Below are 25398 nucleotides of genomic sequence, written 5' to 3'. Positions count from 1 at the left end.
TGTCAGTAAAGGTCCTCGCCAAGCTGGACCGCGAGCTGCTGGCGAGCCCGATTGATGCGACTTTTTACGGTGCCAATCGCACAACCGAACTTCGTAGCGGCATCTTCGTAGGAGCGGCCTTCGATCACCACATATTCCAGCACTATCCGATAATGTTCCGGCAGGCGGTTGCACGCCCGCTGTAGTTCCTTTGCCCGGATCGTCCATTCCTGCGACGCTGGTGCGACGCCGACGTCGGATATGCATTTCTTGTTGCCCGGAGCCTCGCGTTTGGCGATGCGGAACTTTGTGCAGAATGTATTGCGCATGATGGTGAACAGCCACGATTTCAACCGAGTGCCAGGATCGAACTGGTCGATATTGGCCAGAGCTTTTGTCAGTGTCTCTTGAACCAAGTCATCGGCATCCGTCGAATGTCGGTGGAATGTTCTGGCGAAGGCGCGCAGGGCTGGAATGAGCTCCACGATTTCAGCCTGCAAACGATTGGAACGGGACAGGTGGATCACTGTATTCTCCTTTGCCGTATCGCTCATTCAGCAGCTCTGATCCGGATGCAGACCTGACATCTTGGCGACGCCGATACATCCTCTCGGTGATTTCAAATGAAGCCTACTTCGCGCTTTGATATTCGCCGCAATAGGGAAATGACCCAGAACCGTTCTGAGGTGCACTCAAACGCTTTCACACTTCGAAGGAACGGCTGCATGCTCAGCATGTTCCATGAGGTCAGGAGAAACTTTCAAATGGCTCTGCATCCTATGCGGCCCTTCTAAAGACGGCACACAAAACCTTCTCTCGGCGATGTTCCGTATCCAAATCTCTCAGGGCTCGCGCAGCGGAAGTAAACGCAGAGCATTCGCGCCCACTGAGACGCGTCACCCTTGCCCCTCGTCCTGTAAGCGAATGAGAGGTGGTTTTTCGACCATAAAACGACGGGTACTGCACCGCAGGAGATATACCTCTGGTTCCGGATTCTGCAGCATTGTAAATCCTGCGCTGCGCAGCATCGCCTCCGTCGCCGCCTTGTTCGGTATGAACCAGTTTGTCGGATCCCCGGCATAGCGATTTTCTACGAAGAACAGCTTCGGATAATCAGGACGATTGAAAATCTCTCTGTCCTCGAAGTCGTAATCGTCCTTCAGTTCCGGCGTGTCGTCCACGCCGCGCTGCATACATTGAAACAGCATCAGATCCTTGACGACGTGCTCTCGAAGCAGGTCAAGCGCCAGGAGGGGATGACGCAGATGGTAGAGGACACCCATGAAAAGGACGAGATCAAACTTTTCGCGCAGTTGCTCGATCTCGTAGACGGACATTTGCCGGAAGTCGATGTCAACCTCGGCCTGCTTTGCCACGAATGCGGCTTGCCGCAGATAATGCGGATCTGTATCGATCGCCACCACGCGGTCTGCATTGCGTCGTTTCATCTCAAGCGAATAAAATCCCGCGTTACAGCCGATATCGAGAACGGTCTTGCCCGTCAAATCCAGGGGAACGACATCCTTGAAGCGCCGCCATTTGAAGCTTGGATAGTCCCCGAGAAAATGATCGGGAGCTGTTTCGATGCCTCTTATACGCAAGTTGTGAAACCATGGCGCCAGTTCGGCAATCTGGCGCCGCAACTCCTCTTCGCTCTCCATGATCACGCTCCGATTGAAAGACCCGTCGGACGCCGGATCGGCGTGGTCTTATGACGTGGCCGTTGGATAGATTGCGGTTCGTGAAGCGCCTGACGAAACCAGGCAACGGTATATTCCAGGCCTTCGGTGAGATGAACCTTCGGCTCCCAGGACAAGAGTTGCTTTGCGCGCGTTATGTCCGGCCGCCGACGCTGTGGATCGTCGATAGGCAGCGGCCGGTAAGCAATGCCTGAGTTTGTCGGCACCATCTCCAGGATCACTTGCGCAAGTTCTTTGACCGTAAACTCCCCCGGATTGCCGAGATTGATTGGCAAGCCGACATTTGGCTGCACATTCATCGAGCGGATCAGCCCCTCAACCAGATCGGACACGTAGCAAAAGGATCTCGTCTGGTTGCCATCCCCGTAAATCGTCAGTGGTTCTTGCTGCAGCGCCTGGACGATGAAATTTGAGACAATACGCCCATCATTCGGCTGCATGCGAGGGCCATATGTATTGAAGATGCGCACGACGCGCGCGTCGACGGAGCCCGCACGCAGACTATCGAAGCAGAGAGCCTCCGCCGCACGTTTTCCCTCGTCGTAGCATGCGCGCGGTCCGATGCAATTGACGTGACCCCAATAGTCTTCCTGCTGCGGATGCTCCTCCGGATCGCCATAGACTTCGCTCGTGGAAGCCTGCAGGAAGGAGGCGCCATGACGCTCTGCGAGTTTCAGGAGATTCCCCGTTCCGGCCACGCTGGTCATCATCGTATGGATAGGGTCGGCCTGATAGAATGGCGGAGAGGCCGGGCACGCCAGGTTGTAGATTTGATGGAGCGGCTCGGCGATCTCAAGCTCTTCGCATATGTCATGCTCGATAAGCGTGAAATTAGAGTTATTTTGCAATAGCTTGATATTATTGGGCGAGCTTGTCAAAAAGCTGTCGACACAAATGACCCGATGGCCGCCGGCCATGAGTGCGTCGCAAAGGTGAGAGCCGACAAAGCCTGCGCCTCCAGCAACGAGAATGTTCTTTTTGATTACCTGCCGCATGCAATTTCTCCTTTAGATTTCTACGCTAACGCACGTCGGCCTACTCGATTTTGCGGCAGGCCTTCCGACAGAATATTCGCCAACTGCCTGGCGCGGGCACGCCCGGTGTGATCACCATGGACGATGCGCTGCGCGAGATCCGCCATTCCGCGCCTCGTTTCCTCCGAAAGACCGGTCAGCGCACCGACCACGTCTGCAGTGTCATGCGCGATCAAAATGGAGCGATCCTGTGGGAAAAGCTCGTCGATACCGCGCCAGAAATCGCTGATGATCGGGGTGCCGCAAGCTGCCGCCTCGAACAGGCGCACGCTTGGCGACCAGCCTGCCTCGATCATGTCGGAGCGAGTAATATTGAGGGTAAACCTTTGCCGGCTGTAGAAGGACGGATGATCGGCGGGCGCGAGGTGTTCAATGCGAGTTACATTCTCGGGCCAGTCGATATCAGCGGGAAATTGCGGCCCGGCAACGATAAAGCGCATATGCGGCAACCGCCGCGCCGGCTCTATCAGAAGCTTCTGCAATTTCTCCTGGCGGTCGCGGCTGTAGGTGCCAAGATAGCCGAGATCCCAAAAGGTCTCCTCGCCCGTATTCCTGTAACGCCGCTCATCGACCGAGCAATAGAGAGCTTCCGCGCGTGAGACGCCAAATTCCGTCATCAACCGGTCGAGGACGCCTCCCCCCGAAAAAGACAGATAGACATCGAACAGCGGCATTTGACGCCTGGCGATATATTCCTGATTATCCTGTCCGAGTTTCGCAAGGGTGACCGGCGTGTCGATATCATAGAAGCATAAGAGCCGGGGCTTTAGCGCGGCAATCGTATCGATCACCGTTATGCCATCCGGCACATAGGAACCGATGATGACGGCATCGGCGGCGATCAATCGCTGCCTAAAGCGGCTCCTGAGTTCATCGATATTGCCGTAATAAGAAAGCTCACAGAAATCCGCATCGCGAAGGTCCCTATGCGCAGCATACCAGGGAACATCCCGCTCGAGGAAAAGCACATGATGCCCCTCGGCATAGAGACCTCTGATCAAGGAACGGAATGTCGTAGCATGACCATTTCCCCAGGAGGAAGACAAGGAGAGACCCAATATCACGATGTCGAGTGCGCGACTCATTCGGCGGCCTCCTTGCTTGCGAAACGGGACCGTAAGAGCTGATCGACTTCGACGGCCCGGTGCTGATAAGTGTGTGCGCCGAGCACGCGCGCGAGCGCTCTTTTCCCGGTCTCTGCTGCACGATCGGGTGTCAGGCCGGACAGGATTTCGCACACATCTCGGCCGTCGCGCGCGACAAACACCTCCTCGTTCGGCGTCAGAAAATGGTCAATTCCGTCCCAATAGTCGGTGATCAGGCAGGCGCCGGCGCCGACCGCCTCAAACACCCGAGTGGCTGGCGAAAAGCCATTCTCGGCCATGCTCTCGCGCGAGATATTGAGCACCGCCCTCGGTGTCGCGTTAAAGGCGTTGTGATCGCGGGTCGGTACGTGCCCGATATAGCGGACGTTACTCGACATCGGCTTGTCGTCCCAGCCTGCACCGCCCAGAAGAAAGCGCTGCGAAGGCATGGCTGCGGCCGGCTCGAGAAAAAAGGCCTCGACCCGCGCCTCTCGATCAGGCAGACGGTTGCCAAGAAAGCCAAGGGTCGCCTCGAAGCGAGGATCGGCGATGACGGAATGATGTGTCTGCGGATCGAGCGCGTTATAGATCGGAATACATACTGGCGCGCCAAGCTGCCGGTATTTTTTTATGACAGGCTCCCCGCCGCCATAGGTCAAAATCAGATCTAGGTCGGCAAGTGCCTTGCGAAGCGGATGATCCGCGGATGTCTGCATTTCGGCAAGCGTCGCCGGCGCATCCACATCCCAGAAAATTTTGAGAGCCTCCGGCCGGGCAGCCGTCATGACCTCCTGCAAAAGCAGATCGTCCTCGAAGCCGACGCCGCTCGTCTTGATGACAATATCGGCAAGGGCGGCCTCGGCCGCAACCTTCTTCAAGGCGGCAATCGTTCCATCATAGACGACGACCTCACACCAATCGGGTGGATCGATATCGCGATGTTCCTGGCGCTGATAAACGTCCGGCTCGTAAAAGGTGATGCGGTACCCTCTGGCCGCCAATGCCTTCAGCAGACCGCGATAATAGGTGGCCGCACCGTTCCAATAGGCCGAAAGAAGGCTCGAACCGTAGAAAGCGATCTTCATTCCGCAACCTCCCGCTTATCCATTGCATTGTGCCGACCCAGAATTTTCAGGAGTTCGTCGGCGCGATGGCCGCAGGTGTGGCGCGTGCGTATGCGCTCCAGGCCGGATGCAATCAGCGCATCGGCGAGCGCCTGGTCCGAAAGGACATCGCGAATGAGGCAGGTCATTTCGTCGCCGGTTCTGGCGATGAGAAAGTCCTTACCGGGCCGGAAAAGCTCCTCGCAGTCGTCCCATGGTGCGGATATCAGCGGAATCCCACAGGCGAGTGCCTCGAAGACACGTATCGTCGGAATGCCTGGCAGGGATTCAACATAGGGGCGACGGGGAATATGCACGGTCACGCGGTTTTCGGCGAATGACCGCGGCACCTCGGCATTGGCAATCCAGCCACCGTAATTGATGCCGGTTTTGCGCAAAGCTTCGAGCGCTGCCGGAGGATAGCGCACACCTCGCACGCTGGTCGTCAGTGCATCTTTCCCGATGCGGCTCGCAGGCTCGATGAGAAAACGGCCGATCTCGGCACTGCGTTCATCATCGCCCCAATTACCGATCCATATGAGGTCACCCTTCCTTTCTACCTCCGGCATCGGCCTGAACAACGCCTCGTCGGCGGCTTCGTGCCACGCGAAGACATTGTTCCCCCACCCTGCCTTGAGGTAGCGCTGACGCAACGTCTCGCCAAAGGCGAGAATGAGATCATAATTTTCAAGATCGAGACCTGCGATTTCACTCCGAGCGGAGACGGCGCGATGGTGCGTGTCATGGAAGATGAGTGTGAAGCGCCCACCGATGCGCCTGGCTCTACCGAGGCGCTTGACGAGCGCGGGATCCGTCCACTCGTGGACGACGACGACGTCAGCGTCGCCGATCGCCTCCTCATGATCGAAGGCGCTGTCGTAGGAGAGTGACGTCAGCTGCGGGAAAGTGCGACGGAAAGCTTCCAGCGCCTGCGGCCCCTGATCCATGAGGAGATTGCGGCGGCTCCAGGAATCGGAAGGTTCCAGGGCGATCGCACTATGCCCGCGCTTCAGGAGTTCGCGCATGATCCCGCGCAGGAAATGCGCATTGCCATGATTCCAATCCGAAACGAGAGAGTGCGTATAGAATACGAATTTCATGGATGTACCGCCTCTCTCATATCGGCATGTTGCATGGCGCTTGCGTAAACATTCAGAAGCGACCGGCACTGATGATCGAGCGAATAGGTCTGCGACCGATCTTGTGCCGATACACCTTTCTCTTTCCGCAACCTTTCGTCTTGCGCCAGCAAATCGATCGCATCGGCAAAGCCGGCTGCGTCGTGCGGATCTGCAAAAAGCGCGGCATCGTCCCAAAGCTCGCGATAGGTCGGAATGTCCGCCAGAACGAGCGCTGCGCCGGCACGGGCTCCTTCGAGCGCAGCCAGCCCGAAGGGTTCGTAGAGTGAGGGCGACACGACGATACCGGCCTGAGCCATAACGGCGACGACCTGGTGATGATGCAATTCCCCCAGTTGAACGGCATGCTTGATGGAAAAATGCTGGCCGGACGGCCCATCCACAGCTCCCGCCATAAATATCTTCGAGCGCGAGAGGCGTGCGGCCTCATCCAATACGGCACCATTCTTGCCATCATCCCACCATCGGCCAACCGCCAGGGCAAAATTCTCCTTGGGGGTTGACCGAGCAGGGAGCTCGCTGGAGTTATGGACGACCTCCAAATGGGAAATCGGCCCGTAACACGTTCGGAGCGCATGCGCATGGCTATGGCTGGGCGCAACGGCGATATCGGCGCGGTCGAAACCTCGCCGGTTGCGCGAGAATTGCCATCTCCATGGATCGGGGACATCCACGCCGCGCACGGATTGAAACCATGTCACCACGCATGAATGCGAAACAGCGACCACAGGCAGATCGATGTCGAGACCGGCAGCCTGAGATGGGAGATTCAGATGAAGCAAGTCTATCGAATAACAATCGATAAGCTGCCTGAGAAGATGGGGAATAATGTCGAGCTCATCTTCATTTCCCGCCGTCCAATCCAGGGGAGCATCCAGCCAAACCAATGGCCCGATTGCGATTGCTTCCTGCTCCTGGTCAGAGGAAGGCGACGGCCCAAGCCCGGCGAACACCGTATTGACCTCGAACCGCTGTAATCCCCTGGCGAGATCCATCGCGTATCGCCATACGCCGCCGACTGCATCTACCGTCATGAGAACCGTCTGCGGCTTGCGAGCGTTAAGCCTATAAACCGGCGAAGGTATCAAACTGGATTGGCAGACATCGACCTCTCCATTCATGCTGAGACCCTCCGCTCGCGATAAGAATCGCCCAGGCGGTTGGTCACGAGCCAATCGCAAAGATCACGCACGCCGCTGCGCCATGATATTTTGGGCGCCCAGCCGATGGCTTCGCGCAATGCGCCGGTGTTCGTGACGAAGTAAAGCTGATCCCCAACGCGCCAGTCGGAGTGCATGGTCGCAATCGGCCTGCCGATGATCCTTTCGATTTCCCTGAGCACGATGCGAATGCTCACGGCATTGTCAGGCCCTCCCCCCAGATTGAAGGCCTTGCCCTTGGCCTCATCGATCGAGTTCAGCAGGCCCCGATAGGCGCGAACGGCATCATCGACATGCAAAATGTCTCGCACTTGCCGGCCGTCGCCATAAATCGAAATGGCTTCGTCGTTCAGTGCGCGGATCATGAAATGAGCGACCCAGCCTTGATCTTCGGTGCCAAACTGCCGTGGGCCATAGATGCAGCTCATGCGCAAAACGGCGGTAAGCGAACCGAAGGACTTGGCATAGTCGAGGACATATTGATCTGCGACCCCCTTGGAGCAGCCATATGGCGTGCAGAAATTCAGTCTGCGATCCTCGTCGAAGCCGTGCTCGCGCAGCAATTCGTCGGCGGGTATATAGCGATCTTCCAATCCGGCCATCGCGATGTCATGAATGTCGCCGTAGACCTTGTTCGTACTGGAAAAAATGATCGGCGCCGTGTTGCCCGCCTTGCGGACAGCTTCCAGCACATTGAGCGTGCCACGGGCATTCGTCTCGAAATCATGCAGAGGATGGTCGAGGCTGGTCGTCACCGCCGTTTGAGCCGCAAGATGAAAGACTGCCCGTGCCCCTATGAAAAATGGAGCGATGGCATCAAAGTCGCGGATATCCGCGATTGCCGATTGAACGCGATCTCCGTGATTGCTTTTCAGCCAGCGAAGATTCTGCTCGACGCCGGGCCGGCTAAGATTGTCGAGGACGATCACGTCCTCACCGTCTCTAAGATAGCTGTCGGCGAGATTGCTTCCTATGAAGCCGCTGCCGCCAACGATGATGATGGGGCCTTCGGGTAATCTCATGACATGAGCCCTCGTTCCTTGAGATGCTGGGTCATCTCGGCATTCCTATCGATAGCTTCGGTCGTCAGAACCCAGTCCGCAAAGGACTCGAGCGATCCATCGAGATGGCAACGCGGCTCGAAGCCGAGCAATTCCCTCGCTTTTGAAATATCGGCGAAGCAATGACGGATATCGCCGCTGCGGGATTTGCCGGTAATTTCGGGTGCCAATTCAGGAGTCCCCATGGCTGCGGCAAGCAGCATTGCGACCTGCGCTATGGTATAGGCTTGGCCGCTGCCGATATTGATGACGTGACCCGCCGCCGGCTTGCGCTCCAGTGCCAGGCGAAAAGCGCGAGCAACATCGCGCACATGAACAAAGTCGCGGCGCTGATTGCCATCTTCGAAAATCATCGGCGGCTGGCCATTGGCAAGACGCGACGCGAAATTGGCGAGCACGCCCGTATAGGGATTCGAAAGCGCCTGACCGGCACCAAAGACGTTGAACAGACGTAATGCCACTGCATCGATGCCATAGGCGCGGCCGAAGATGAGCGTCTGGCGCTCCTGCGCATATTTTGTCAGCGCATAGATCGAGACCAGATCGACGGGTTTCTCCTCATCTGTGGGCGCAGGCAGGAGCGGCTCACCGTTGGGGCTCAGCGGATCCCACAGTCCCTCGGCGAGACGACTGACATCGCGCCTTATATAGCCGAGGCGATGCCCTACCGGCGAGACATACATGCCCTCGCCATAGACGCTCATCGAGGATGCGACGACAATTCGTCTGATCGGAAGGCCGATCATGGCTTCCAGAAGAACGGCGGTACCGAGATCGTTGGTACCTACATAACGGGCAATCTCGTACATGGACTGGCCGACACCGACCTCCGCCGCTAGGTGGATGACGGCATCAATGCCTTGCAAAGCCTCGCGGACCGCCCCTTTATCGCGCACATCAGCACGAACAACATCCGTTGTATCCATCACGTTCTGGAAGCCAGAAGGACCGTGAACCTGATCGATCAACGCATCAAGAATGCGTACCTGATATCCGTTTTCAAGCAGTTCCTCAGTGACATGCCGACCAATAAAACCGCATCCACCGGTGACGAGAATATGTGACATTGAACATCCTGGGCTGTTGAGTTGAGAGGTTTTTGATCGCCCCTAACAGTGATCCCTAAGGAATGTTCCTGACGCTATGACATCATTATCTTTGTAGACTTCTTCCATGATGCGCTTCGTTTCGCTCGCCAGGTGAGATCCTTGTACCTGCCACGAAGCATCTTCATCATCTTCTGGAACAAGCCATGCGCATGCCAGTTAGGCACGCGTCTTCGATCCAATTCGACGATCGGATGGCTAGAACTCCCAGGAGAGTATGAATGAACGCGATCACATCAGTGCAGGCAGACGATATGAAAGCGGCCGTCGTTACAGGCCCTGGGCAGCTGCACGTACAACGCATGGCTTTGCCTGAACCCGCTGCCGGTCAATTGCGTGTGAAATTGGAAGGTTGCGGAGTATGCGCCTCGAACCTGACGCCATGGTCAGGCCCGGAATGGATGCGGTTTCCGACAGAGCCAGGAGGACTGGGACATGAAGGCTGGGGGACTATCGATGCGATCGGAGATGATGTCGCCGGTTTTGCCGTTGGCGATCGTGTTGCCACTTTAAGCCAGCATGCTTACGCCACCTACGATCTCGCCGTTGAGAGCAACGTTGTCCGGCTACCCACCTGGCTCGACAATCGGCCGTTTCCGGGAGAGCCGTTGGGTTGCGCTATGAATATTTTCGAGCGATGCGACGTTCAGCCAGGGCAGCTCATCGCCATCGTCGGAATTGGCTTCCTCGGCGCTTTGCTAACCCAGCTGTGCGTGGCTGCCGGCGCGCATGTCATCGCGATCTCCCGGCGGCCGTTTTCTCTGGAGATCGCCAAACGCGTGGGGGCTTTCGAAACTATAGAGATGGCGGACCACTGGCAGATTATCGAGAAGGTGAAGCAAGCGACGCGGGGGCAATTCTGCGATCGTGTGATCGAGGCCGTTGGCAAGCAATGGCCGCTCGATCTCGCAGCCGAACTGACCCGCGAACGTGGACGCCTCGTCATTGCAGGCTATCATCAAGACAGTCCAAGGCAGGTCAATATGCAGTTGTGGAACTGGCGAGGGCTCGATGTCGTCAATGCTCACGAACGGGATCCTGCCGTTTATGTGCAAGGCATTCGCGATGCAATCGCGGCAATCGAAGCTGGCCGGCTCGATCCATGGTCTTTCCTGACCCATCGTTTTCCGCTTGAGCGGCTTGATGATGCCTTGAACATGACGCGGGACCGCCCCGGCGGCTTCCTCAAAGCCCTGGTGATATACTGATGAGCATTGGCGACGAATATTATTACCGGAGGAGGGATAAGGGCCTCCGACTTGGTTTTCTGGGCGTCGGCTGGATTGGCAGGCACCGCATGAAGGCTATCCTGGGCACCGGGCTAGTCGAAAAGACGTTCATCTGCGACCCATCGGCGGAGATGGCGGAAACAGCCGCAGAGCTTGCCGGGCAGGCCAAGATCGTGCCTCACTTCGATGATCTGCTGGCCGAACCGCTCGATGGGATCGTCATTGCCACCCCAAGCGCCTTGCACGCAGAGCAGACCGTTGCTGCCTTGGAGCAAGGCATTGCCGTCTTTTGCCAAAAGCCGCTGGGGCGCACCCGAACCGAAGTCGAACAGGCGATTGCGGCAGCCCGGAAGGCAGACCGCTTGATGCAGGTGGACCTTTCCTATAGGCACACGAAAGCCATGAGCCTCATCCGTGACATTGTCCGCAAAGGAGAGCTCGGCCGGATCTTCGCCGTCGATATGGTCTTTCATAACGCCTATGGACCCGACAAACCCTGGTTCTACGACAGGCAACGCTCGGGCGGGGGCTGCGTCATGGATCTTGGAATCCATCTGGCCGACTTGGCGTTATGGACACTCGACTTCCCCGGCGTCTCCGAGGTCCAAAGCCGCCTTCTTCGAAAGGGGGCTCCGATCCGTCCCGACAGTAACGATGTGGAAGATTTCGCCTTCGCCACCGTAACTTTGTCGAATGGCGTCACTCTTCGATTGGCCTGCTCCTGGGGCCTCAACGCTGGCCGCGACGCAGTCATCGGCGCAAGCTTCCATGGAACGGAGGGAGGGGCCGCCATGCGGAACCTCAACGGTTCTTTCTATGATTTTGCCGCAGAACGATACAAGGGAACCCGCACCGATCTCCTTGTCGAACCGCCGGATGAATGGGGCGGCCGAGCAGCGGCAGCCTGGGCAACGCGTTTGGCCAAAGACAATAGCTATGACCCTGCCTGCGAGGGCCTGATCAATTCTGCCGCGGTTATTGACGCAATATATGCCGCCGGGAGTGACCGGATCGGCAAATATGAGATCGGCAAATACTGATTTTGTGAAAACAGCTGGAACCAGCGACCCTCAGGTGAGTTCGATGCGATCTCAATGCATCAACTTATGGATCGCTACGATGCAATCGGGTGAAAGCCGCGGTTTGGGAGCATCGACACAAAGGTCGGATGTTCTTTCCGAAACGACACTTCCGCGCTGGGTGGTTCGTTCATTGGCCGACAACGGCATTACCCGCTGCGGCGAGGCTGCCGGCATGACGGACGACGCATTGCTGATGTTGAGGGGTGTCGGCATTCAATCCGTCAAACTCATCAGAACGGCTTTGGGATATCCTACCGACATTCCCGCATCCGCCGGTGAACCGTCAACGATCGAAGATGGCGGGACGGTTGGCCACTAAGGCGCGGACGCGCTCTTCATAGCGTGCCACGGCATTCGTCAGACGGTCTCGTTCGGCGAGATCGGGGCCTTGTGCCGCCAAAGACCAAAGGCCGATCTGAAAACCTAGATAGCATGCCTCGAATACGTCAAGCACATCCTCGCGCACATCGCGACCGGTTTCCGCTGCAACGATCTGTGCCAAATGCAGCCGCTGCGCTTTCGATAGATCGAATTCCACGCAGGCGCCTGCGATATCCCAGGCGACATCCTGGCATCCGATGAGATCATGAGAGGCATTGTGATCGAGCGCATCGGTCTTGATCAGGCGGCCGTCCGGCCGCCTTACCCATTCCCATCGGTGGAGCCGATTGTCCGTATCCGTCCGCCGCAAATATTTGGTCAGGCGATGCGACCGGCCGATCAAGCGCGCGATGCGATGAGCTGCCTCGCTTCCGAGGGCTTCCTCGATATTGACGACGGCCATATGACATAGATCGGAAAGCGATGCTCCTCCATGGGCAGCAGGAAGATGACGCGCCCGGAAACCAAGATATTGGCCTATCTGCTCAACCATCTCCGCCGATAACGAATCGGCCGCGATTGAGCAGCCCCCTGCCCATGGTTCGACGATGAAGCCATGGCAGGTTCCGAGCACCGGCGGCGTGAAGCCGGCCTCGCTCAATAGCTTGCCTCTTGCCTGCTTGGTTGCCGTATCGCAAAGCCCGGCAAATTTCACCAGATAGCGCGCCTCGCCGTCCGACAGCAGAAATTTGAGCTTTTCCTGCTGCCGATGGCTTGGCGGCCAATTTTCCGGATCCTGATAGCGAAGCCTTCGCCACTCGCCTCCCGAGAGGTCCTGCCAGGAATTTCCGCGTACGCCCAGGAGCTCACAAGCCCACGACTTCAAACTATGTTTCTGTTCCGGCCCATCCAGGATCAGCTCGTGAACATCGACGACATGGGACCGGCGCTGCCTCCATCTGTGAAGATGCGCCTTGCTAACCTGCCCACCTGGCTCGCCCTTGTGACTTGGAAAAAAATGAAGGCGCTCGGCCGGGACGCCATTCGTCTCGAGCCAATCCGCTATGCAGCCGAATGAACTGCCCGACAATCCGGGGCCTTCATCGACAATGGCGAAATCCGTATCGGATCGGCTCAGAATGCGATTTTGCAAGGTTTCCCCTGGCAGCACGTGCCGGCGGAAAGGATCGCCCGTCGGCCGTAAGGAATAGGCAGGCCCCGAGCCGAGCGCAGCCGCGACAAGCGCGCCAAGGCCGACGCCGATACTGCGCACGCCGATCACCACGGTCTCGGAGGTGAGGCCTGAACGCAAAGCCGCCTCCAGAAAGCTCTCGGGATAGAGCGCGTAATGGGCATAGCCTTCGGGCCGCCTTATCCGGATGGGTTCCTCAAGCCTGAGGCGCTCCAGCAACGGTCTCCAATCGGCCAAATGCGTCAGAGACCCGGTGAAATTTCCCTGCCATGACTGCAGAATCATCCGAGCTTGCAGCAACAGCAGCTCTGCACCGGCATTCTGCCTGTCGGAAATTTCGTCGCAGCCTCTTTGCTGAAATTCACGATCGGCAATCCCTTGGACGAGCTCGCCCGTCATAATGAAGGTCTGCACCAGGAGTTCATGCCGATGGCGATCCGGTTTCAAGCTTAAGCACGCCGCCATGTAACCTAAGATCCGGCAGTATATCGACGCGGCCTCCTCGACACGCTCCATATCTCCATAGACCAGCATCGCTACACCTCTTCGATCCGAGCCATATCGAACGCGCGAAACCGGCTTGCGATCCATTGAAAGATTTTTCGGGAACAGATGCCCGCTCTCTTTGTTTGAGGATGGCTTTGTAGATGCTGGAGAAAGACATGCGTTCTCATTCCATTCGAGTAGCTATCGTCGGTGTCGGCAATTGCGCGTCCTCGCTCGTGCAGGGACTGACCTATTATCGCGATGCTGAAAGCAACGAGCCCGTTCCTGGCCTCATGTATGTGGATCTCGGGGGATATCATGTTCGCGACGTCGAGATTTCGGCGGCTTTCGATATTGCCGCTTCGAAGGTCGGGAAGGATGTCGCCGAAGCCATTTACGCAGAGCCGAACAATACCCAGCGTTTTGCCGAGGTCGCCCCAACTGGTATCAAGGTCAATCGCGGCAAGACGCTCGACGGCCTGGGCCGATACCTGAAGGACGAGATTCCGCAATCGGAAGAGCCGGTCGCCGATGTCGCCGAAATTTTGCGCCAGACGCAGACAGAAGTGCTTGTCTCCTATCTTCCGGTCGGGTCCGAGGAGGCCACACAATGGTATGCCGAACAGGCGCTCGCCGCAGGGTGCGCTTTCGTCAACTGCATCCCCGTTTTCATCGCCTCCAAACCCGAATGGCAGCGCCGTTTTGCCGAGCGCCGCCTGCCCCTCATCGGGGACGACATCAAAAGCCAGGTGGGCGCGACGATCGTCCACCGCATGCTCGTCAACCTCTTCCGCGAGCGTGGCGTAAGGGTCGATCGCACCTATCAGCTGAACTTCGGCGGCAATACGGACTTCCTCAACATGCTGGAGCGCGAACGGCTTGAATCGAAGAAGGTCTCCAAGACGCAATCGGTGACGAGTCAGCTCGATGTACCGCTCGCTCCGACGGATATCCATGTCGGACCGAGCGATCATGTTCCATGGCTCGCGGACCGCAAATGGGCTTATATCAGGCTGGAGGGCACGACATTCGGCGGCGTGCCGCTCAATGCCGAATTGAAGCTGGAAGTATGGGATTCGCCCAATTCGGCCGGTGTGGTTATCGACGCGATACGCTGTGCCAAACTGGCGCTCGATCGCGGCATCGGCGGCCCTCTGGTCGGCCCCTCGAGCTATTTCATGAAATCGCCGCCCCGACAATTTACCGATCAGGAAGCCCGCAGGCGCACACAGGCCTTCATCGAGGACCAGGAGGATGCCTTGCCCGGAGCGGCGGAATGACGACGACCTTGTTCCTTGTTCGTCACGCAGCTCACGACAATCTCGGCGCTTTTCTTGCAGGTCGCACGCCGGGGATCGTTCTCGGCGAAGCGGGTTTGTCGCAGGCAAATCGCCTTGGACTGCGCATGGCGCGCGAACATCTGGACGCGGTTTGCAGCAGCCCGCGCGAACGCACTCGGCAGACAGCAGAGGCAATCGTCTCCGCATGCGGGCTGGGTTCGCCGCAGATCGAAGAGGCACTGGATGAAGTGAACTTCGGCGATTGGACAGGCAAAACCTTTTCGACGCTCGATCAAGACGCCCAATGGCGCCGCTGGAACACGATGCGCAGCCTTGTACGGGCGCCGAACGGCGAAACCATGCTCGACGTCCAGACCCGCGTTTGGAATTTGATTGCTGACCTCTCCAGCAAGGCTGACGGCAAGAGGCTGGCGCTCGTGTCCCACGGCGATGTCATCAAGGCGGCCATCAGCCACATTCTCGGCCTGCCGATCGACGCCTGGCCGAGGTTCGATGTGGAACCAGCATCCGTGACCCACATGGTCGTTGGAGATTGGGGAGCCAAAATCATCACCCTCAATGAAATGAATCCATGAGCTCGTCGCGGGAGACCAGCATGATCAAAGCAGCTATGATTTGGAACGAACCAAACAACAAGTCGCACTGGGATCCGGAGATAGATCCGGACTGGAGCCGGTTTGCCGAAATGGCGATATTGGCCGCTGACGCGATCGCACTTGCGAATCCCGATCTGATCAAGGTGCTTGGCGGCATCTCTCCGATCGATCCCGCTTTCATGGACCGAATGAAGAATTACGGCGTCTTGGACCATCTCGACGCCGTCGCAGTCCACGGCTTTCCGCTGGATTGGAATCTCTGGCAGATCGACGAATGGCCGCAGAGAATTGCGGAAATCGCTGGTGTCACCGATCTTCCCGTCTGGGTCAGCGAGGTGGGCGTATCCAGTTTTGGCGCCGAAGACGTGCAGCTTTGGGGCTTGAACCGTACCGTCGAGCTGCTCAAGGGAAAGGTGCCGCAATTCCAGTGGTACAGTCTGTTTGACCTTCCGAGATCATGGGAAGCGACGACGCGCCATAAGGAAGCGGAGGGTTCTTCCTATTATCGGCACTACTACATGGGTCTTCTGCGTGAGGACGGTACGCCGAAGCCGGCCCTCGACGCCTTCGCCCGGCATGTCCCGGAACTCGGCCTGGTTCAATGGTTTCACTTCGAAGATCCGCGCCTTGACGAGGCGGTCGCCTGGATGAAGCGGCTCGGGGTGAAATCGATCAGGACAGGCCTTTCCTGGGCGGATCGCTTCCGCCCCAACGCGCTGGACTGGTTCGATCGGCAAATGCGCAGCCTTGAGGACTTCGATGTCACGGTCACGTTCTGCTTCACGCCGGAACATCGAGGCATTGCGCCTCATCATACGAGTGCACCGCTGGTGCCCGAGGAATTCGCCGAATTCTGCCGCGAAATGGTCGAGCGCTATGCCCCTCATCAGGCCGCTGATCGCTTCGACCGTCCGCCTTCGGCTATGACGGCTTTCTAAGTCCTCATGGCTTCCTGTCTGGACAAAAGCGATCGAGCAACCGCCCCATAGGTCCGCGCGAATAGGCCAGCGCATGATAGCAGCCCAGCGTGAGACGAGCCCAGTTCAGATAGAGAGCTGGCCAGTGCATTTCACGGGCGAGCCAAAAGACACGATGACTCCAGAAACTAATGGCTAGGCGCATGCCGTAGATCATCTTGCGCCGGGCGCCCAACCCATGACTTGCCGCAGCGACGCGCTTGCGGGGGCGCATGCCAAATCGCGGTAAACTCAGACGGAAGGCCAAGCCTTCCCGTCTTTGCCGAAAACCGGCGGCCTGGGTACTGACAACGAAGGCGTCGTCGACAAGCGAGAGGCAAATGCGTCCAGCTTCCATACCGGCGCGAACGAGCTCGAGAAGCGCTTTCGAGCGCACGATGACGACATTGGTTCCCCGCCCGTCTGACGAATAGGGCTCCTGCCAGGCATCGCCTAAGACAATATCCGCCGTCTCCGCAACCACGTCGTCGCAATAGTTGCAGGCGGAATTCTGGAAAAAGCCCGCGCCCCAATCGCCGTCCACGAGTTTCCACCAATCTCGGGCCCGAAGCTCGCCATTTTGCAGGCTTAGGCTTGCGCGATACCAGTGGGCCGGGCGATCCGGAGATTTTGATCTGTAGTCGATCCGCTCGACATCCTCAATCCGCTGACCCATCTGCCAGCTGAAACTCTCGGTCATGCGCGCGCTTTTCATATGGCCGCAAACGAGCCCGAGCGTGAAGGCAATGCGCTCTTTCAGGATCGGATCGACGCTGCTCAACAATCTCAACGCTTTTATGAAGCAGGGAACACCGACAACGGCATATCGACCTGGGGTCTTCCTGATCTGCTCGAGCACCCCCGACATCTCGACCGGGTAGTAGCGCGACTTGGCGCCTGCCAGCAGAGCCTGCGGATCGCGGGAGAGCGTATAGGAAAACAAGCGCTCGTCATCTAACGCCGGCCCCCCTCTCTCGACAACATGCGCCACCGCATCGACAAGCCCGTTGCGAAGGAGCTCGGTTGCCACCCATGTGACCATACCTCCCGAGCTGCCGCTGGCGCGAAAGGCGCCTTCCGCGACATGACCGACGAATGTCGCCTCCCATCGGCCGAGCTGAGGGTCGGTTTTGGCGGCATTCGGGAAGAGCTCTTCGGCGAGCGCATCTTCGTTCGTGCTGCGCGGAGAAAAGGGGCATATCCGGGAAAAATCCGCAGTTCGGTCTCGCATCCAGCCGCCACTTGCACGCGGCTTCCATTGTCCGAAACGATCGAACTCCATATGGACGTCATTCTCATGCGTACGCGCCGCACAGGCACCACATCCGATACAGAGCCCGGAGCAAATGACATCAGCCGGGCTCAACCGGCCGGTATTTCCCAAGGGGTCAGAATGCCTGCTCGAGGACATGATTGAGAAAGGTGCTGGAGTTACGACGAAGACCTTCGATATGCCGGGCGACATCCGGCCCCGGCGCTTCCGTCAAGGCCAGATGCAATTGAGACGCGGGGCTGAATTCGGATATAACACTTTCCTCGATCCCGACCATCGCCGTGAGATCGCGCAGCTTGTTCGATCGATAATCGGAGAGAACGCTGGCCAGTGGCTTTTCGTTGACGAGAGCAAATACGCAGCCGTGGAAGAAATTCGTCACTATCGCGCTGGCTCCGCCGATCAGGCGGGCGAATTCTTCCGGCGCCGCGTCGATGCGGTGTTGATGAGCCCAATTGTTCCTATATCCGATGCTGATCAGGCGGGTCTTATTCACATCCGCCCAATCACGAACCATCCGCTGAAACCAAGCCGGAAAGCTGTGCCCGTAGACAACCACGTAAGGCGAGACCGAGTCTTCCTTGCCGGCATCGAAGATCGCTTGCGGGAACTGAAGGCACGGATCGAGCACCAATTCGGCTTCTATCCCTAAAGCCTCGCGGATGAGCAGCTTTGAATTCAAATCGCGCACCGAAATGCGGGAAAAGTTACGCAGTTTCTCGGCCCAGTGGCCGTTCAGCCGCCGCGCCGAACTGAAATTTCCAAAGCTGGCGGCGTAGGAGGAAAGTAGAGGCTTCTGCAAACCTTCGCCAAAGAAGAGGCCGCTGCCGCCATACCAGGGATGATGCAAATTCCAGACCTCGTCGCTGCCGACGATGACGAGCGGCAGATCTTCGATAGCCGATGGATCCTCTAACGCGAACGGTGCGGATAGTGGCAGCCGGGAAACAGCATCGAGGAACTTGCGGATCTTCTCTCGGTAAAGCGGGTAATCTTCCGCCGAAGTCGCAATTGGAAGCTCGGGCCGAAACGCGCAACGCCACTCGGCGAAATCGATGCGTTTTGATTTGTGGTTCAGCAGGACCGCGTCGACGTTCATCGATCGCAATCCCTCGACCAGACAGCGCGCCTGCCAATAGGATCCGTAGTTGATACAGCCATGGAATGTCAGCACGCCCGCCTGGCGACCGCCACCGTCGTCGATAAGAATATTTCCGGCGGTATTCAGTGCATGCACATGACCGGCGAAGCGGTTCTGATCCAGCATGTGATCTTTCCGTTGTCCTGCTGACAGCTATGAAACTGGGGCCATTCAAGCGCACGTCACCCGCAGTGCTGGTTTGTGCTCTTGTTCGCCTTCAAACCGTGCGAATGATCGAATGTTCCCCGCCGACGCGGAGATGCCCATCAGGTTTGCCGACGGCGTTCCGGCGCTGGGATACCTCGATCCTTCAGGCAATCGCTAGCGCTCAAGGATCAGATCGGCGATAACAGGCAGATGATCGGAAGCAACCTTCGTCAGCTTGTTTTGCAGAACGGCACTGTCAATGACCCGAATGTCATCGCTGACAAATATATGATCGAGGCGCATCAGAGGGTATCTGGAGGGAAAGGTCGGACGCGCCGGGCCTTTTCCTTGAAGCTGGGCATCTTTCAGGAGCCGGCCGATCAGCCGATAGGCGGCGGACGCAGGAATAGCGTTCAAATCGCCGCACAGGATTGTCGCTCCTGGCTTCACGGAAGCATGCAGCCACGCGGGACCCAGCAATGTCGTCATTTGCTGAATGCGATCTCGCCCACGAAGACCGAGGTGTGTGTTGACGACGTTCAATATGACATCGCCGATGACAATCTCGACTGCAAGAGCGCCGCGAGGCTCGCCGCTCGCGGGCAAGGGACCAGTCTTGACCGTCCTTGTCGGCCAGTTGGTTATGATCGCGTCTCCATATTGCTCCTCTGCGAATGTCAGGGTCGGATTGAAATGAGCTTCCATTTTCAAAAGCGACGCGATCATACTTGCTTGGTCGATGCGCCCTGTCCGCAAACGACGGACGTCGATTTCCTGCAGCGCCACGATATCAGCCTGTGTTTGAGCGATGACGGATGCGATCCGAGCTGGATCGATCTTGCGATCGGTGCCAATGCAGCTGTGCACATTGTACGTGACTATTCTGATTCGCTTCTCGTTAGTCATATGTGGGGAACACCGAAGCCGCCCAGTCGTTCCGCTCGCATCGCCGGCGTGAACAAAGGCAGACCCGATGACCCGGAAAAGCTTGATATGGAATGCGGCAATGCTTGGTGCGCTTTGCCTGGCGCTTTTTCTTCTTTATCGGATCCTTTCGCACTATAGTCTGGAAGAGATCGACGCATCGCTCCACAAACTTCCGTTCCCTTACCTTGCGGCAGCGATCCTCTTCGCGGCGGCGTCCTATATCAGCCTGACCGGCTTCGACTATCTGGCCATTCTATCGCTTCGAAAGTCCTTGCCATATTCCAAAATTGCGCTGGCATCCCTCATCAGCCTGTCGATGGGCCATAATATCGGATTTGCAGGGCTCAGTAGCGGTGCATTTCGTTATCGCTATTATGCTCGCTGGGGCCTTAGCATGGAAGATGTCGCGAAGATCATTCTATTTTCCGGCGTGACAGTCGCCCTTGGCTTGATAACCATCGGCGGTATTGCCTTGCTTATCGCTTCGGAAGATATCGTTACACTGCTACACGTCGACCCTCCAACTCTGCGGATATTGGGTGGCGCTCTTCTTTGCGTTGCTGCGATCTATGGTATTCTGGCTAAATACCTGCGAGGGCGGCTGACCTTATGGCATTGGTCATTTGAATTGCCTCAAGCCAGGATAGCTCTGGCACAAATTGCGATTGGCACGGTGAACTTTGCCTTCGTCTCGGGATGCCTTTACGCATTATTTTCGGCTTATGCCGAAGTATCCTATTTCCGCACCGTCACGGCATTCGTGCTTGCCAACACTCTTGTCCTCACCACGCATGTCCCCGGAGGTCTCGGTATCCTGGAGACAACCCTGTCATATGCTGTTCCGAATGCCGCCTCGATCGGGGCCTTGATCGCGTTTCGCCTGATCTACTATCTCATTCCGCTTCTGTTCGGTGGTATCGCGATGATGATTACCGAACTGATCTTCAGCCAGCAATCAGCCAAACCGAAGCATGCGGCGCAATCGACCCGCGACACGACGTAGGGGTGATGGCGGCCAGGGCCGTGCGGGGTCAAACAGGGCCGTCCCTAAAACAGGTGTAGTCTTTCGGCTTTTCGAGTGAAGCGGTTTCAGGCCCCTTGCGCCAAGATCGAGCGCCGCGATCGCACGGATAAGAGAGCCGTTTTGCTCAAAGACCTGATCGAGCATTTCGGAAGAACAGCCGAGAAATTCCGAAAGAAGGCTGTGACGCAGGCTGCGGATGACCTTCCTATGTTCGTCGCTTTGGGCCTCAAACAGAATGTCGCACTCCGTATCCAAACTCTCCGAACGATGATTGAGGTTCGACGAGCCAATTCGCACCAGGGTGTCGTCCGCGATCAACAACTTCGAATGAATAAAAAGAGGCACCTGCCGCGTTCCATCCGGAATGACCGGGTAGAAAACGCGCAAACGGTCGAACTCGTCCGCATGTTTGAGTTTTGCAATGATCCTAGCCCTATTCCTATCCATGATCATCTTTTCGATCAAACCGTGCGAGTGGTACGCACAGACGATCACGATCTCGGGTCCTTCTTTCTCCTTCAAACGCGCGGCCAATGCTTCGGCAATATTGAAGGAGGCGAGATATTGCGTTTCGATGTAGAGATGGCGCCTCGCTGCATCGATCATCTGTTTGGCTGTGACGCTTCCGAGATTATCGCGCGACCCTCTCGTGCGATCTGAGACGGCAAGCCTGATTGATATGTTGGAAAGAGAAAGAGATTCTTCGCATTGCAATTCATGCTCGCAAGTACATGCCAAGGGTCCATGCCGCTCGGCAGTTGCTGCCGCCCACCGCTGTCTGGCAATGTCAGAGACCATCCTTGCTGCCTGCCCCCTTACCATGACCTGCAGGTCATGCACCGCTTCGTATGGCAGGCCCTCCGAATCTCGTCTGCGCTGATCTCCGGCCCGATGGCCGCGTGTGTCCCACCTGCGCGATGCCAGATCAATGCCGCCGAGGAACGCGACATTGTCGTCAACACAAACAAGCTTTTGATGATGGCAGCCGAGCAAGACGGGCTGAATCGCAAAGCGCAGCTGGATACGATTACTCTTCGGGAAGGCTTTTTGAAAAAATATTCTTAGGGATTTATCCGAATAGATTGGCCCAAGTGCCCAAACCAGAATGCGGATCTGCAAATCCGGGTTAGAATGGACTGCTCGTTCGAGGGCATCTCCTAAGGTTACGTCCGATTTTTCCGGTTCCAGCAATATTTCCGGATTAAAGTTCCAGCCGATAATCCAGATCTGCCGTTTAGCCTCGTTTACCGCCCCGGCCAGGCATGAAAAATAATTCTTGCCATTGATGAGAAAGCTCGCTTTCTCCGCAGTCCCTGACAACAATGGCTTGGCACTTTGCTGCATCGTGGCTGAAATCTGCAATTGTCGCGGTTGATTCAAATAACCAGGCTTTTGCGTCCACACTCGCTGTCGCTTGACGACCGGTACCGGGGGATCGTTATCTTGCCATACCCTCATTAATCGCCCTGGGCATCCCTACTTGATATCATCTTTGCAGGGATGCCAATTGGTGGAATTTTCGAAACTTGATACCGCGGATATGACAATTCGTTTTGCTCGCCGTTTTGCTTGTTCGCTATTGCTCAGCGGCGATTGCTGACGTGATCGCGATATTGTTCTGTCTGAACGTCGCGGCTGTCGAGACCTCTTTCTCTCGAATGTTGCGCCTTGTCACGGTTGGACAGAACGGCATTTTCTCCGACCTTGCCTTCCTCAAGTGTCGTAGCAGCGCCTGACGCGTCACCTTTGCCTTTCGATCCGCGGGAGAAGTGCTTTTTTCCTGCGTGAGCCATCATGCATCTCCATCAATTTGCCAGGATGACAATGCTTCACCTTGACCATCCGATGAGGGTGGACCGCAGCGAAGGCACCTTTGGAACATCCAACTTCCATTTCTGTCGATTGTTCCCTCTGGGCTGCGGAACCGGCATCCACACACGGCACAGATTTATTGTTTTTATTGTTCCGACCCGGGAACATTCCTTGCCTGCGATAGTTGCGTTGCGACTATCTTGAAGGAGAAGAAATGCGGAATGATGATGAGAAAAATTCCGTCGAAACGGATCCGATTGTGTCTGCAAACGATAGTCCTCAACAGAAGAGCAGAAAACGGCGGGCGGGATACCTGATCGTACTTGCGCTTTTGATCATCGCGTTGCTGACACTCGCCGAATGGATACTGAACGGAACCATCATCTTTTCCAACGCGCGGTAGCTGCCGCGTACCTTCAAACAGCAGGAAACCAAGCCAAACGGAAGATACTTGGATCCGATAAAGGCAGATGTGAAAAGGAGACCGGCATGAAGCTCGCGATCGTCACTATTGCAGTAACACTGGCAGCGGCACCAGCATACTCCCAATCGACAGCAGAGAAGACAGGTGTCAACTCTCTCGTGGGGGCGGCGCCGAATACGCAAGACTTTGTCAATGAAGCCGCCAGCAGCGATATGTTTGAAATTGAATCGAGCAAGCTCGCGCTGCAGCGCGGCAATGATCAGACGAAAAAATTCGCTCAGCAAATGATTGATGACCACCAAAAGACAACGAATGAGCTCAAAGATCTCGTCAACAGCGGAAAGGTCAAGGCGACACTGCCGACGGAGATGAGCTCAAGCCAGAAGAAGATGTTGGCGCGACTGCAGAAAATGCAGGGAAATGACTTTGTCAAACGCTACGACGCGGACCAGCGTTCAGCTCATGCGAATGCGGTTGATCTTTTCAAACGCTATGGAAATGGCGGCGAGGATGCAAGCCTGAAGACCTGGGCTGCCAATACGCGGCCGAAACTCGAGCAGCATCTGCAAATGGCCAAGGAACTTCCAAAGTAAAAAGGCCACCGGGATGAGTGGATGGCTATAGCATGGCTGTATTTCATCCGCTCATCCGGAGGTGAAACACAATCGATCTCGAAGTGATTGATGGGCGGTTCGGAGACGATTTGGCTTGCAACGGAGTGTGGGAAATGGATGACCAACTGCATCTCAGCGATAGCGATGTCATCGAAGTCGAAAACGAGGATGGAACGCGAAAAATCTGCGATGATGTGGCCTACCTGAAGCTCTCCATCGTCAATGCGGTTTTTCTCGGCAGACCTGTGCCGGATAGTAGCTGGCTCCTCATCGATACCGGTTTGCCATCGTCACAGGATCGGATCTTGGCAGCCGCGGCGCGCCGCTTCGGTGCGACCTCCCGGCCCGCTGCCATTATCATGACTCACGGACATATCGACCACGCCGGATCTGTCGAACGCCTGGCCGCTTTTTGGGATGTGCAGGTCTACGCCCATCCGCTCGAGCATCCTTACCTGGATGGACGCGCCTCCTATCCGCCTGCAGACCCGTGGGTTGGTGGCGGAAGCTTTGCGCTCATGTCGCCCCTGCTGCCGCGCGGCCCCTCCAACCTCGGCAGCCTGCTTCAAAGCCTGCCTGCCGATGGTACCGTACCTTTCGCTTCCGAATGGTCATGGCTGCATACACCCGGCCATACACCGGGACATATCTCCCTTTGGCGCGAAAGCGATCGCACCCTCCTCGCCGGTGACGCCGTCATCACGACAGGCCAGGAATCCGTCTACGACGTAGTGACGCAGGCTCCCAGGCTGCATGGTCCGCCTCGCTATCTGACGATCGATTGGCAGGCATCGGAACAATCAGCAAAGCAGATTGCCAGTCTCAAGCCGGAACGATTGATCAGCGGCCATGGCCCGGCGCTGGGCGGGGCTGGCTTGCGCGCAGCCCTCGATACGCTGGCAACCAATTTCTGGGATATTGCAGTGCCACCGGACGGCCGATACGTCGGTCATCCGGCAAGAGCTACAGACGGCACGGCCTATTGCCGGCCCTGAGGGTTTGCCACGCTGCAAGACCGGCTGCGCTTTCACTTTCTCCACTTTTGCAAGATCCTGCGAGAACCAAGGGATCGATTCAAAAGAGCAGGTCGTAACCCGGCTCGTTCTCCAGACGCCCTCTACAAACTGCCGCTCACCGCTGGAACAACGACTGTATCCGGAAGTTTGAGAATGGACCGGTGAGGGCCGATGAGGCCATCACCACGGGATCGCCGGCGAAAGCGCATGAGTGACAGGAGTTTCGACAATGAACGTGATCCGGCTTCCGCAGGCCCGTCGAAGCGATCGTGACCCCGAACCCGAGTTCCGTACAAGCGATCGCAACGGGCGTGCCATGTTCCGCTTCCTGGCCGATTACCAAATCGACGGGCGGACGTTCGGCATCAGTTTCTGGGCCTATGATCTGGCCGACGCGGAGCGCCGCGTCGCATCCATGCGCGCCAATCTGAGCCTTCAAGGCCAGATCTTCTGCCGGATGTGAGAAGCTTATTCTTCCATCGGCAGGCGG

Annotated in this window: 26 protein-coding genes; 11 read left to right on the top strand and 15 right to left on the bottom strand. The window is 57.1% G+C overall.

All coding sequences use genetic code 11. The features are described 5' to 3' along the window. Positions 1-2: 2 nt before the first annotated feature. The 9 genes from PH558_RS21980 to PH558_RS21940 all read right to left on the bottom strand — a co-directional run bounded on the left by PH558_RS21980 (position 3) and on the right by PH558_RS21940 (position 9328). Complete coding sequence (locus PH558_RS21980; protein ID WP_285206412.1) at positions 3-533, bottom strand: sigma-70 family RNA polymerase sigma factor; 531 nt, start codon at positions 531-533, stop codon at positions 3-5. Positions 534-875: 342 nt separating this feature from the next. Further along, a complete protein-coding gene (locus PH558_RS21975; RefSeq protein ID WP_095437734.1) occupies positions 876-1640 on the bottom strand; it encodes a TIGR04290 family methyltransferase in 765 nt (254 codons plus the stop codon). Positions 1641-1642: 2 nt separating this feature from the next. Beyond that, positions 1643-2674, bottom strand: a complete 1032-nt coding sequence (locus PH558_RS21970) for a UDP-glucuronic acid decarboxylase family protein (protein ID WP_095437733.1) — start codon at positions 2672-2674, stop codon at positions 1643-1645. A gap of 20 nt (positions 2675-2694) precedes the next feature. Then, positions 2695-3798 (bottom strand): CgeB family protein, encoded by a 1104-nt coding sequence (locus tag PH558_RS21965; RefSeq protein WP_285206411.1) that lies wholly within the window; start codon positions 3796-3798, stop codon positions 2695-2697. Further along, on the bottom strand, positions 3795-4883 hold the full coding sequence (locus tag PH558_RS21960) for a CgeB family protein (RefSeq protein WP_285206409.1): 1089 nt from the start codon (positions 4881-4883) through the stop codon (positions 3795-3797). Before PH558_RS21960 ends, PH558_RS21965 begins: the two co-directional genes overlap by 4 nt. Next, positions 4880-6001, bottom strand: coding sequence for a CgeB family protein (locus tag PH558_RS21955; protein WP_285206407.1), 1122 nt, complete (start codon positions 5999-6001; stop codon positions 4880-4882). Before PH558_RS21955 ends, PH558_RS21960 begins: the two co-directional genes overlap by 4 nt. Next, on the bottom strand, positions 5998-7074 hold the full coding sequence (locus PH558_RS21950; RefSeq protein WP_285206405.1) for a glycosyltransferase family 4 protein: 1077 nt from the start codon (positions 7072-7074) through the stop codon (positions 5998-6000). Before PH558_RS21950 ends, PH558_RS21955 begins: the two co-directional genes overlap by 4 nt. Positions 7075-7157: 83 nt before the next feature. Further along, on the bottom strand, positions 7158-8222 hold the full coding sequence (locus PH558_RS21945) for an NAD-dependent epimerase/dehydratase family protein (protein ID WP_095437729.1): 1065 nt from the start codon (positions 8220-8222) through the stop codon (positions 7158-7160). Then, the gene (locus tag PH558_RS21940; protein WP_285206404.1) at positions 8219-9328 is read right to left on the bottom strand and encodes an NAD-dependent epimerase/dehydratase family protein; all 1110 of its coding nucleotides are present in this window, start codon (positions 9326-9328) and stop codon (positions 8219-8221) included. Before PH558_RS21940 ends, PH558_RS21945 begins: the two co-directional genes overlap by 4 nt. 260 nt (positions 9329-9588) lie before the next feature. Here PH558_RS21940 and PH558_RS21935 point away from each other — a divergent pair, with 260 nt between their 5' ends. From PH558_RS21935 to PH558_RS21925, 3 genes are all read left to right on the top strand, one after another. Then, positions 9589-10575, top strand: a complete 987-nt coding sequence (locus PH558_RS21935; protein ID WP_285206402.1) for an MDR/zinc-dependent alcohol dehydrogenase-like family protein — start codon at positions 9589-9591, stop codon at positions 10573-10575. Then, on the top strand, positions 10575-11636 hold the full coding sequence (locus PH558_RS21930) for a Gfo/Idh/MocA family protein (RefSeq protein ID WP_285206401.1): 1062 nt from the start codon (positions 10575-10577) through the stop codon (positions 11634-11636). The genes PH558_RS21935 and PH558_RS21930 overlap by 1 nt, the downstream gene beginning before the upstream one ends. Before the next feature lie 79 nt (positions 11637-11715). Continuing rightward, a complete protein-coding gene (locus tag PH558_RS21925) occupies positions 11716-11997 on the top strand; it encodes a hypothetical protein (protein ID WP_285206400.1) in 282 nt (93 codons plus the stop codon). Here the strand turns inward: PH558_RS21925 and PH558_RS21920 are convergent. Next, entirely contained in the window at positions 11962-13605 is a 1644-nt protein-coding gene (locus tag PH558_RS21920; RefSeq protein ID WP_285206399.1) for a hypothetical protein, read from the bottom strand. The genes PH558_RS21925 and PH558_RS21920 overlap by 36 nt on opposite strands. 248 nt (positions 13606-13853) lie before the next feature. Between PH558_RS21920 and PH558_RS21915 the strand changes: the two genes are divergently transcribed. The 3 genes from PH558_RS21915 to PH558_RS21905 are packed head-to-tail and all read left to right on the top strand — an operon-like array spanning position 13854 to position 16512. Beyond that, positions 13854-14957, top strand: a complete 1104-nt coding sequence (locus PH558_RS21915) for an inositol-3-phosphate synthase (RefSeq protein ID WP_285206397.1) — start codon at positions 13854-13856, stop codon at positions 14955-14957. Then, a complete protein-coding gene (locus PH558_RS21910; RefSeq protein WP_285206396.1) occupies positions 14954-15553 on the top strand; it encodes a histidine phosphatase family protein in 600 nt (199 codons plus the stop codon). Before PH558_RS21915 ends, PH558_RS21910 begins: the two co-directional genes overlap by 4 nt. Before the next feature lie 20 nt (positions 15554-15573). Then, positions 15574-16512 carry a glycoside hydrolase 5 family protein gene (locus PH558_RS21905; RefSeq protein WP_285206395.1) on the top strand — a complete coding sequence of 313 codons (939 nt, stop codon included), beginning with the start codon at positions 15574-15576 and terminating at the stop codon, positions 16510-16512. 4 nt (positions 16513-16516) lie between these two features. On the opposite strand, the gene PH558_RS21900 is transcribed toward PH558_RS21905, so the two are convergent. The 3 genes from PH558_RS21900 to PH558_RS21890 all read right to left on the bottom strand — a co-directional run bounded on the left by PH558_RS21900 (position 16517) and on the right by PH558_RS21890 (position 19997). After that, a complete protein-coding gene (locus tag PH558_RS21900; protein ID WP_483314173.1) occupies positions 16517-17941 on the bottom strand; it encodes a Coenzyme F420 hydrogenase/dehydrogenase, beta subunit C-terminal domain in 1425 nt (474 codons plus the stop codon). Then, a complete protein-coding gene (locus tag PH558_RS21895) occupies positions 17919-19070 on the bottom strand; it encodes a polysaccharide pyruvyl transferase family protein (RefSeq protein ID WP_285206393.1) in 1152 nt (383 codons plus the stop codon). Before PH558_RS21895 ends, PH558_RS21900 begins: the two co-directional genes overlap by 23 nt. A gap of 195 nt (positions 19071-19265) precedes the next feature. After that, positions 19266-19997, bottom strand: a complete 732-nt coding sequence (locus tag PH558_RS21890; RefSeq protein WP_285206392.1) for an endonuclease/exonuclease/phosphatase family protein — start codon at positions 19995-19997, stop codon at positions 19266-19268. 67 nt (positions 19998-20064) lie between these two features. Here PH558_RS21890 and PH558_RS21885 point away from each other — a divergent pair, with 67 nt between their 5' ends. Next, a complete protein-coding gene (locus PH558_RS21885) occupies positions 20065-21021 on the top strand; it encodes a lysylphosphatidylglycerol synthase domain-containing protein (protein ID WP_113406881.1) in 957 nt (318 codons plus the stop codon). On the opposite strand, the gene PH558_RS21880 is transcribed toward PH558_RS21885, so the two are convergent. Both PH558_RS21880 and PH558_RS21875 read right to left on the bottom strand, forming a co-directional pair. Beyond that, positions 20974-22446 (bottom strand): phospholipase D-like domain-containing protein, encoded by a 1473-nt coding sequence (locus tag PH558_RS21880; protein ID WP_285206391.1) that lies wholly within the window; start codon positions 22444-22446, stop codon positions 20974-20976. The genes PH558_RS21885 and PH558_RS21880 overlap by 48 nt on opposite strands. 179 nt (positions 22447-22625) lie before the next feature. Beyond that, positions 22626-22835, bottom strand: coding sequence for a hypothetical protein (locus tag PH558_RS21875; protein ID WP_095438888.1), 210 nt, complete (start codon positions 22833-22835; stop codon positions 22626-22628). A 233-nt stretch (positions 22836-23068) separates the two neighbouring features. Here PH558_RS21875 and PH558_RS21870 point away from each other — a divergent pair, with 233 nt between their 5' ends. The 4 genes from PH558_RS21870 to PH558_RS21855 all read left to right on the top strand — a co-directional run bounded on the left by PH558_RS21870 (position 23069) and on the right by PH558_RS21855 (position 25371). After that, complete coding sequence (locus PH558_RS21870; RefSeq protein ID WP_095438887.1) at positions 23069-23257, top strand: hypothetical protein; 189 nt, start codon at positions 23069-23071, stop codon at positions 23255-23257. Between the two features lie 86 nt (positions 23258-23343). After that, on the top strand, positions 23344-23871 hold the full coding sequence (locus PH558_RS21865) for a DUF4142 domain-containing protein (protein ID WP_095438886.1): 528 nt from the start codon (positions 23344-23346) through the stop codon (positions 23869-23871). A 134-nt stretch (positions 23872-24005) separates the two neighbouring features. After that, positions 24006-24887, top strand: a complete 882-nt coding sequence (locus tag PH558_RS21860; RefSeq protein ID WP_285206390.1) for an MBL fold metallo-hydrolase — start codon at positions 24006-24008, stop codon at positions 24885-24887. A gap of 250 nt (positions 24888-25137) precedes the next feature. Further along, positions 25138-25371, top strand: coding sequence for a hypothetical protein (locus tag PH558_RS21855; protein ID WP_113406885.1), 234 nt, complete (start codon positions 25138-25140; stop codon positions 25369-25371). The last annotated feature ends 27 nt before the right edge of the window (positions 25372-25398 follow it).

Source organism: Rhizobium pantanalense, from assembly GCF_030182525.1.
In the GTDB taxonomy this organism is placed as follows: domain Bacteria; phylum Pseudomonadota; class Alphaproteobacteria; order Rhizobiales; family Rhizobiaceae; genus Rhizobium.
Note: the sequence above shows the minus strand (reverse complement) of the source record. Positions and strands in the feature narration are given on the sequence as shown.

Excerpts from the sequence above, each read along its gene's own strand:
- PH558_RS21980 (WP_285206412.1), bottom strand. The coding sequence starts at position 533 with ATGAGCGATACGGCAAAGGAGAATACAGTGATCCACCTGTCCCGTTCC.
- PH558_RS21975 (WP_095437734.1), bottom strand. The coding sequence starts at position 1,640 with ATGGAGAGCGAAGAGGAGTTGCGGCGCCAGATTGCCGAACTGGCGCCA.
- PH558_RS21970 (WP_095437733.1), bottom strand. The coding sequence starts at position 2,674 with ATGCGGCAGGTAATCAAAAAGAACATTCTCGTTGCTGGAGGCGCAGGC.
- PH558_RS21965 (WP_285206411.1), bottom strand. The coding sequence starts at position 3,798 with ATGAGTCGCGCACTCGACATCGTGATATTGGGTCTCTCCTTGTCTTCC.
- PH558_RS21960 (WP_285206409.1), bottom strand. The coding sequence starts at position 4,883 with ATGAAGATCGCTTTCTACGGTTCGAGCCTTCTTTCGGCCTATTGGAAC.
- PH558_RS21955 (WP_285206407.1), bottom strand. The coding sequence starts at position 6,001 with ATGAAATTCGTATTCTATACGCACTCTCTCGTTTCGGATTGGAATCAT.
- PH558_RS21950 (WP_285206405.1), bottom strand. The coding sequence starts at position 7,074 with ATGACGGTAGATGCAGTCGGCGGCGTATGGCGATACGCGATGGATCTC.
- PH558_RS21945 (WP_095437729.1), bottom strand. The coding sequence starts at position 8,222 with ATGAGATTACCCGAAGGCCCCATCATCATCGTTGGCGGCAGCGGCTTC.
- PH558_RS21940 (WP_285206404.1), bottom strand. The coding sequence starts at position 9,328 with ATGTCACATATTCTCGTCACCGGTGGATGCGGTTTTATTGGTCGGCAT.
- PH558_RS21935 (WP_285206402.1), top strand. The coding sequence starts at position 9,589 with ATGAACGCGATCACATCAGTGCAGGCAGACGATATGAAAGCGGCCGTC.
- PH558_RS21930 (WP_285206401.1), top strand. The coding sequence starts at position 10,575 with ATGAGCATTGGCGACGAATATTATTACCGGAGGAGGGATAAGGGCCTC.
- PH558_RS21925 (WP_285206400.1), top strand. The coding sequence starts at position 11,716 with ATGCAATCGGGTGAAAGCCGCGGTTTGGGAGCATCGACACAAAGGTCG.
- PH558_RS21915 (WP_285206397.1), top strand. The coding sequence starts at position 13,854 with ATGCGTTCTCATTCCATTCGAGTAGCTATCGTCGGTGTCGGCAATTGC.
- PH558_RS21910 (WP_285206396.1), top strand. The coding sequence starts at position 14,954 with ATGACGACGACCTTGTTCCTTGTTCGTCACGCAGCTCACGACAATCTC.
- PH558_RS21905 (WP_285206395.1), top strand. The coding sequence starts at position 15,574 with ATGATCAAAGCAGCTATGATTTGGAACGAACCAAACAACAAGTCGCAC.
- PH558_RS21900 (WP_483314173.1), bottom strand. The coding sequence starts at position 17,941 with ATGTCCTCGAGCAGGCATTCTGACCCCTTGGGAAATACCGGCCGGTTG.
- PH558_RS21895 (WP_285206393.1), bottom strand. The coding sequence starts at position 19,070 with ATGCTGGATCAGAACCGCTTCGCCGGTCATGTGCATGCACTGAATACC.
- PH558_RS21890 (WP_285206392.1), bottom strand. The coding sequence starts at position 19,997 with ATGACTAACGAGAAGCGAATCAGAATAGTCACGTACAATGTGCACAGC.
- PH558_RS21885 (WP_113406881.1), top strand. The coding sequence starts at position 20,065 with ATGACCCGGAAAAGCTTGATATGGAATGCGGCAATGCTTGGTGCGCTT.
- PH558_RS21875 (WP_095438888.1), bottom strand. The coding sequence starts at position 22,835 with ATGGCTCACGCAGGAAAAAAGCACTTCTCCCGCGGATCGAAAGGCAAA.
- PH558_RS21870 (WP_095438887.1), top strand. The coding sequence starts at position 23,069 with ATGCGGAATGATGATGAGAAAAATTCCGTCGAAACGGATCCGATTGTG.
- PH558_RS21865 (WP_095438886.1), top strand. The coding sequence starts at position 23,344 with ATGAAGCTCGCGATCGTCACTATTGCAGTAACACTGGCAGCGGCACCA.
- PH558_RS21860 (WP_285206390.1), top strand. The coding sequence starts at position 24,006 with ATGGATGACCAACTGCATCTCAGCGATAGCGATGTCATCGAAGTCGAA.
- PH558_RS21855 (WP_113406885.1), top strand. The coding sequence starts at position 25,138 with ATGAACGTGATCCGGCTTCCGCAGGCCCGTCGAAGCGATCGTGACCCC.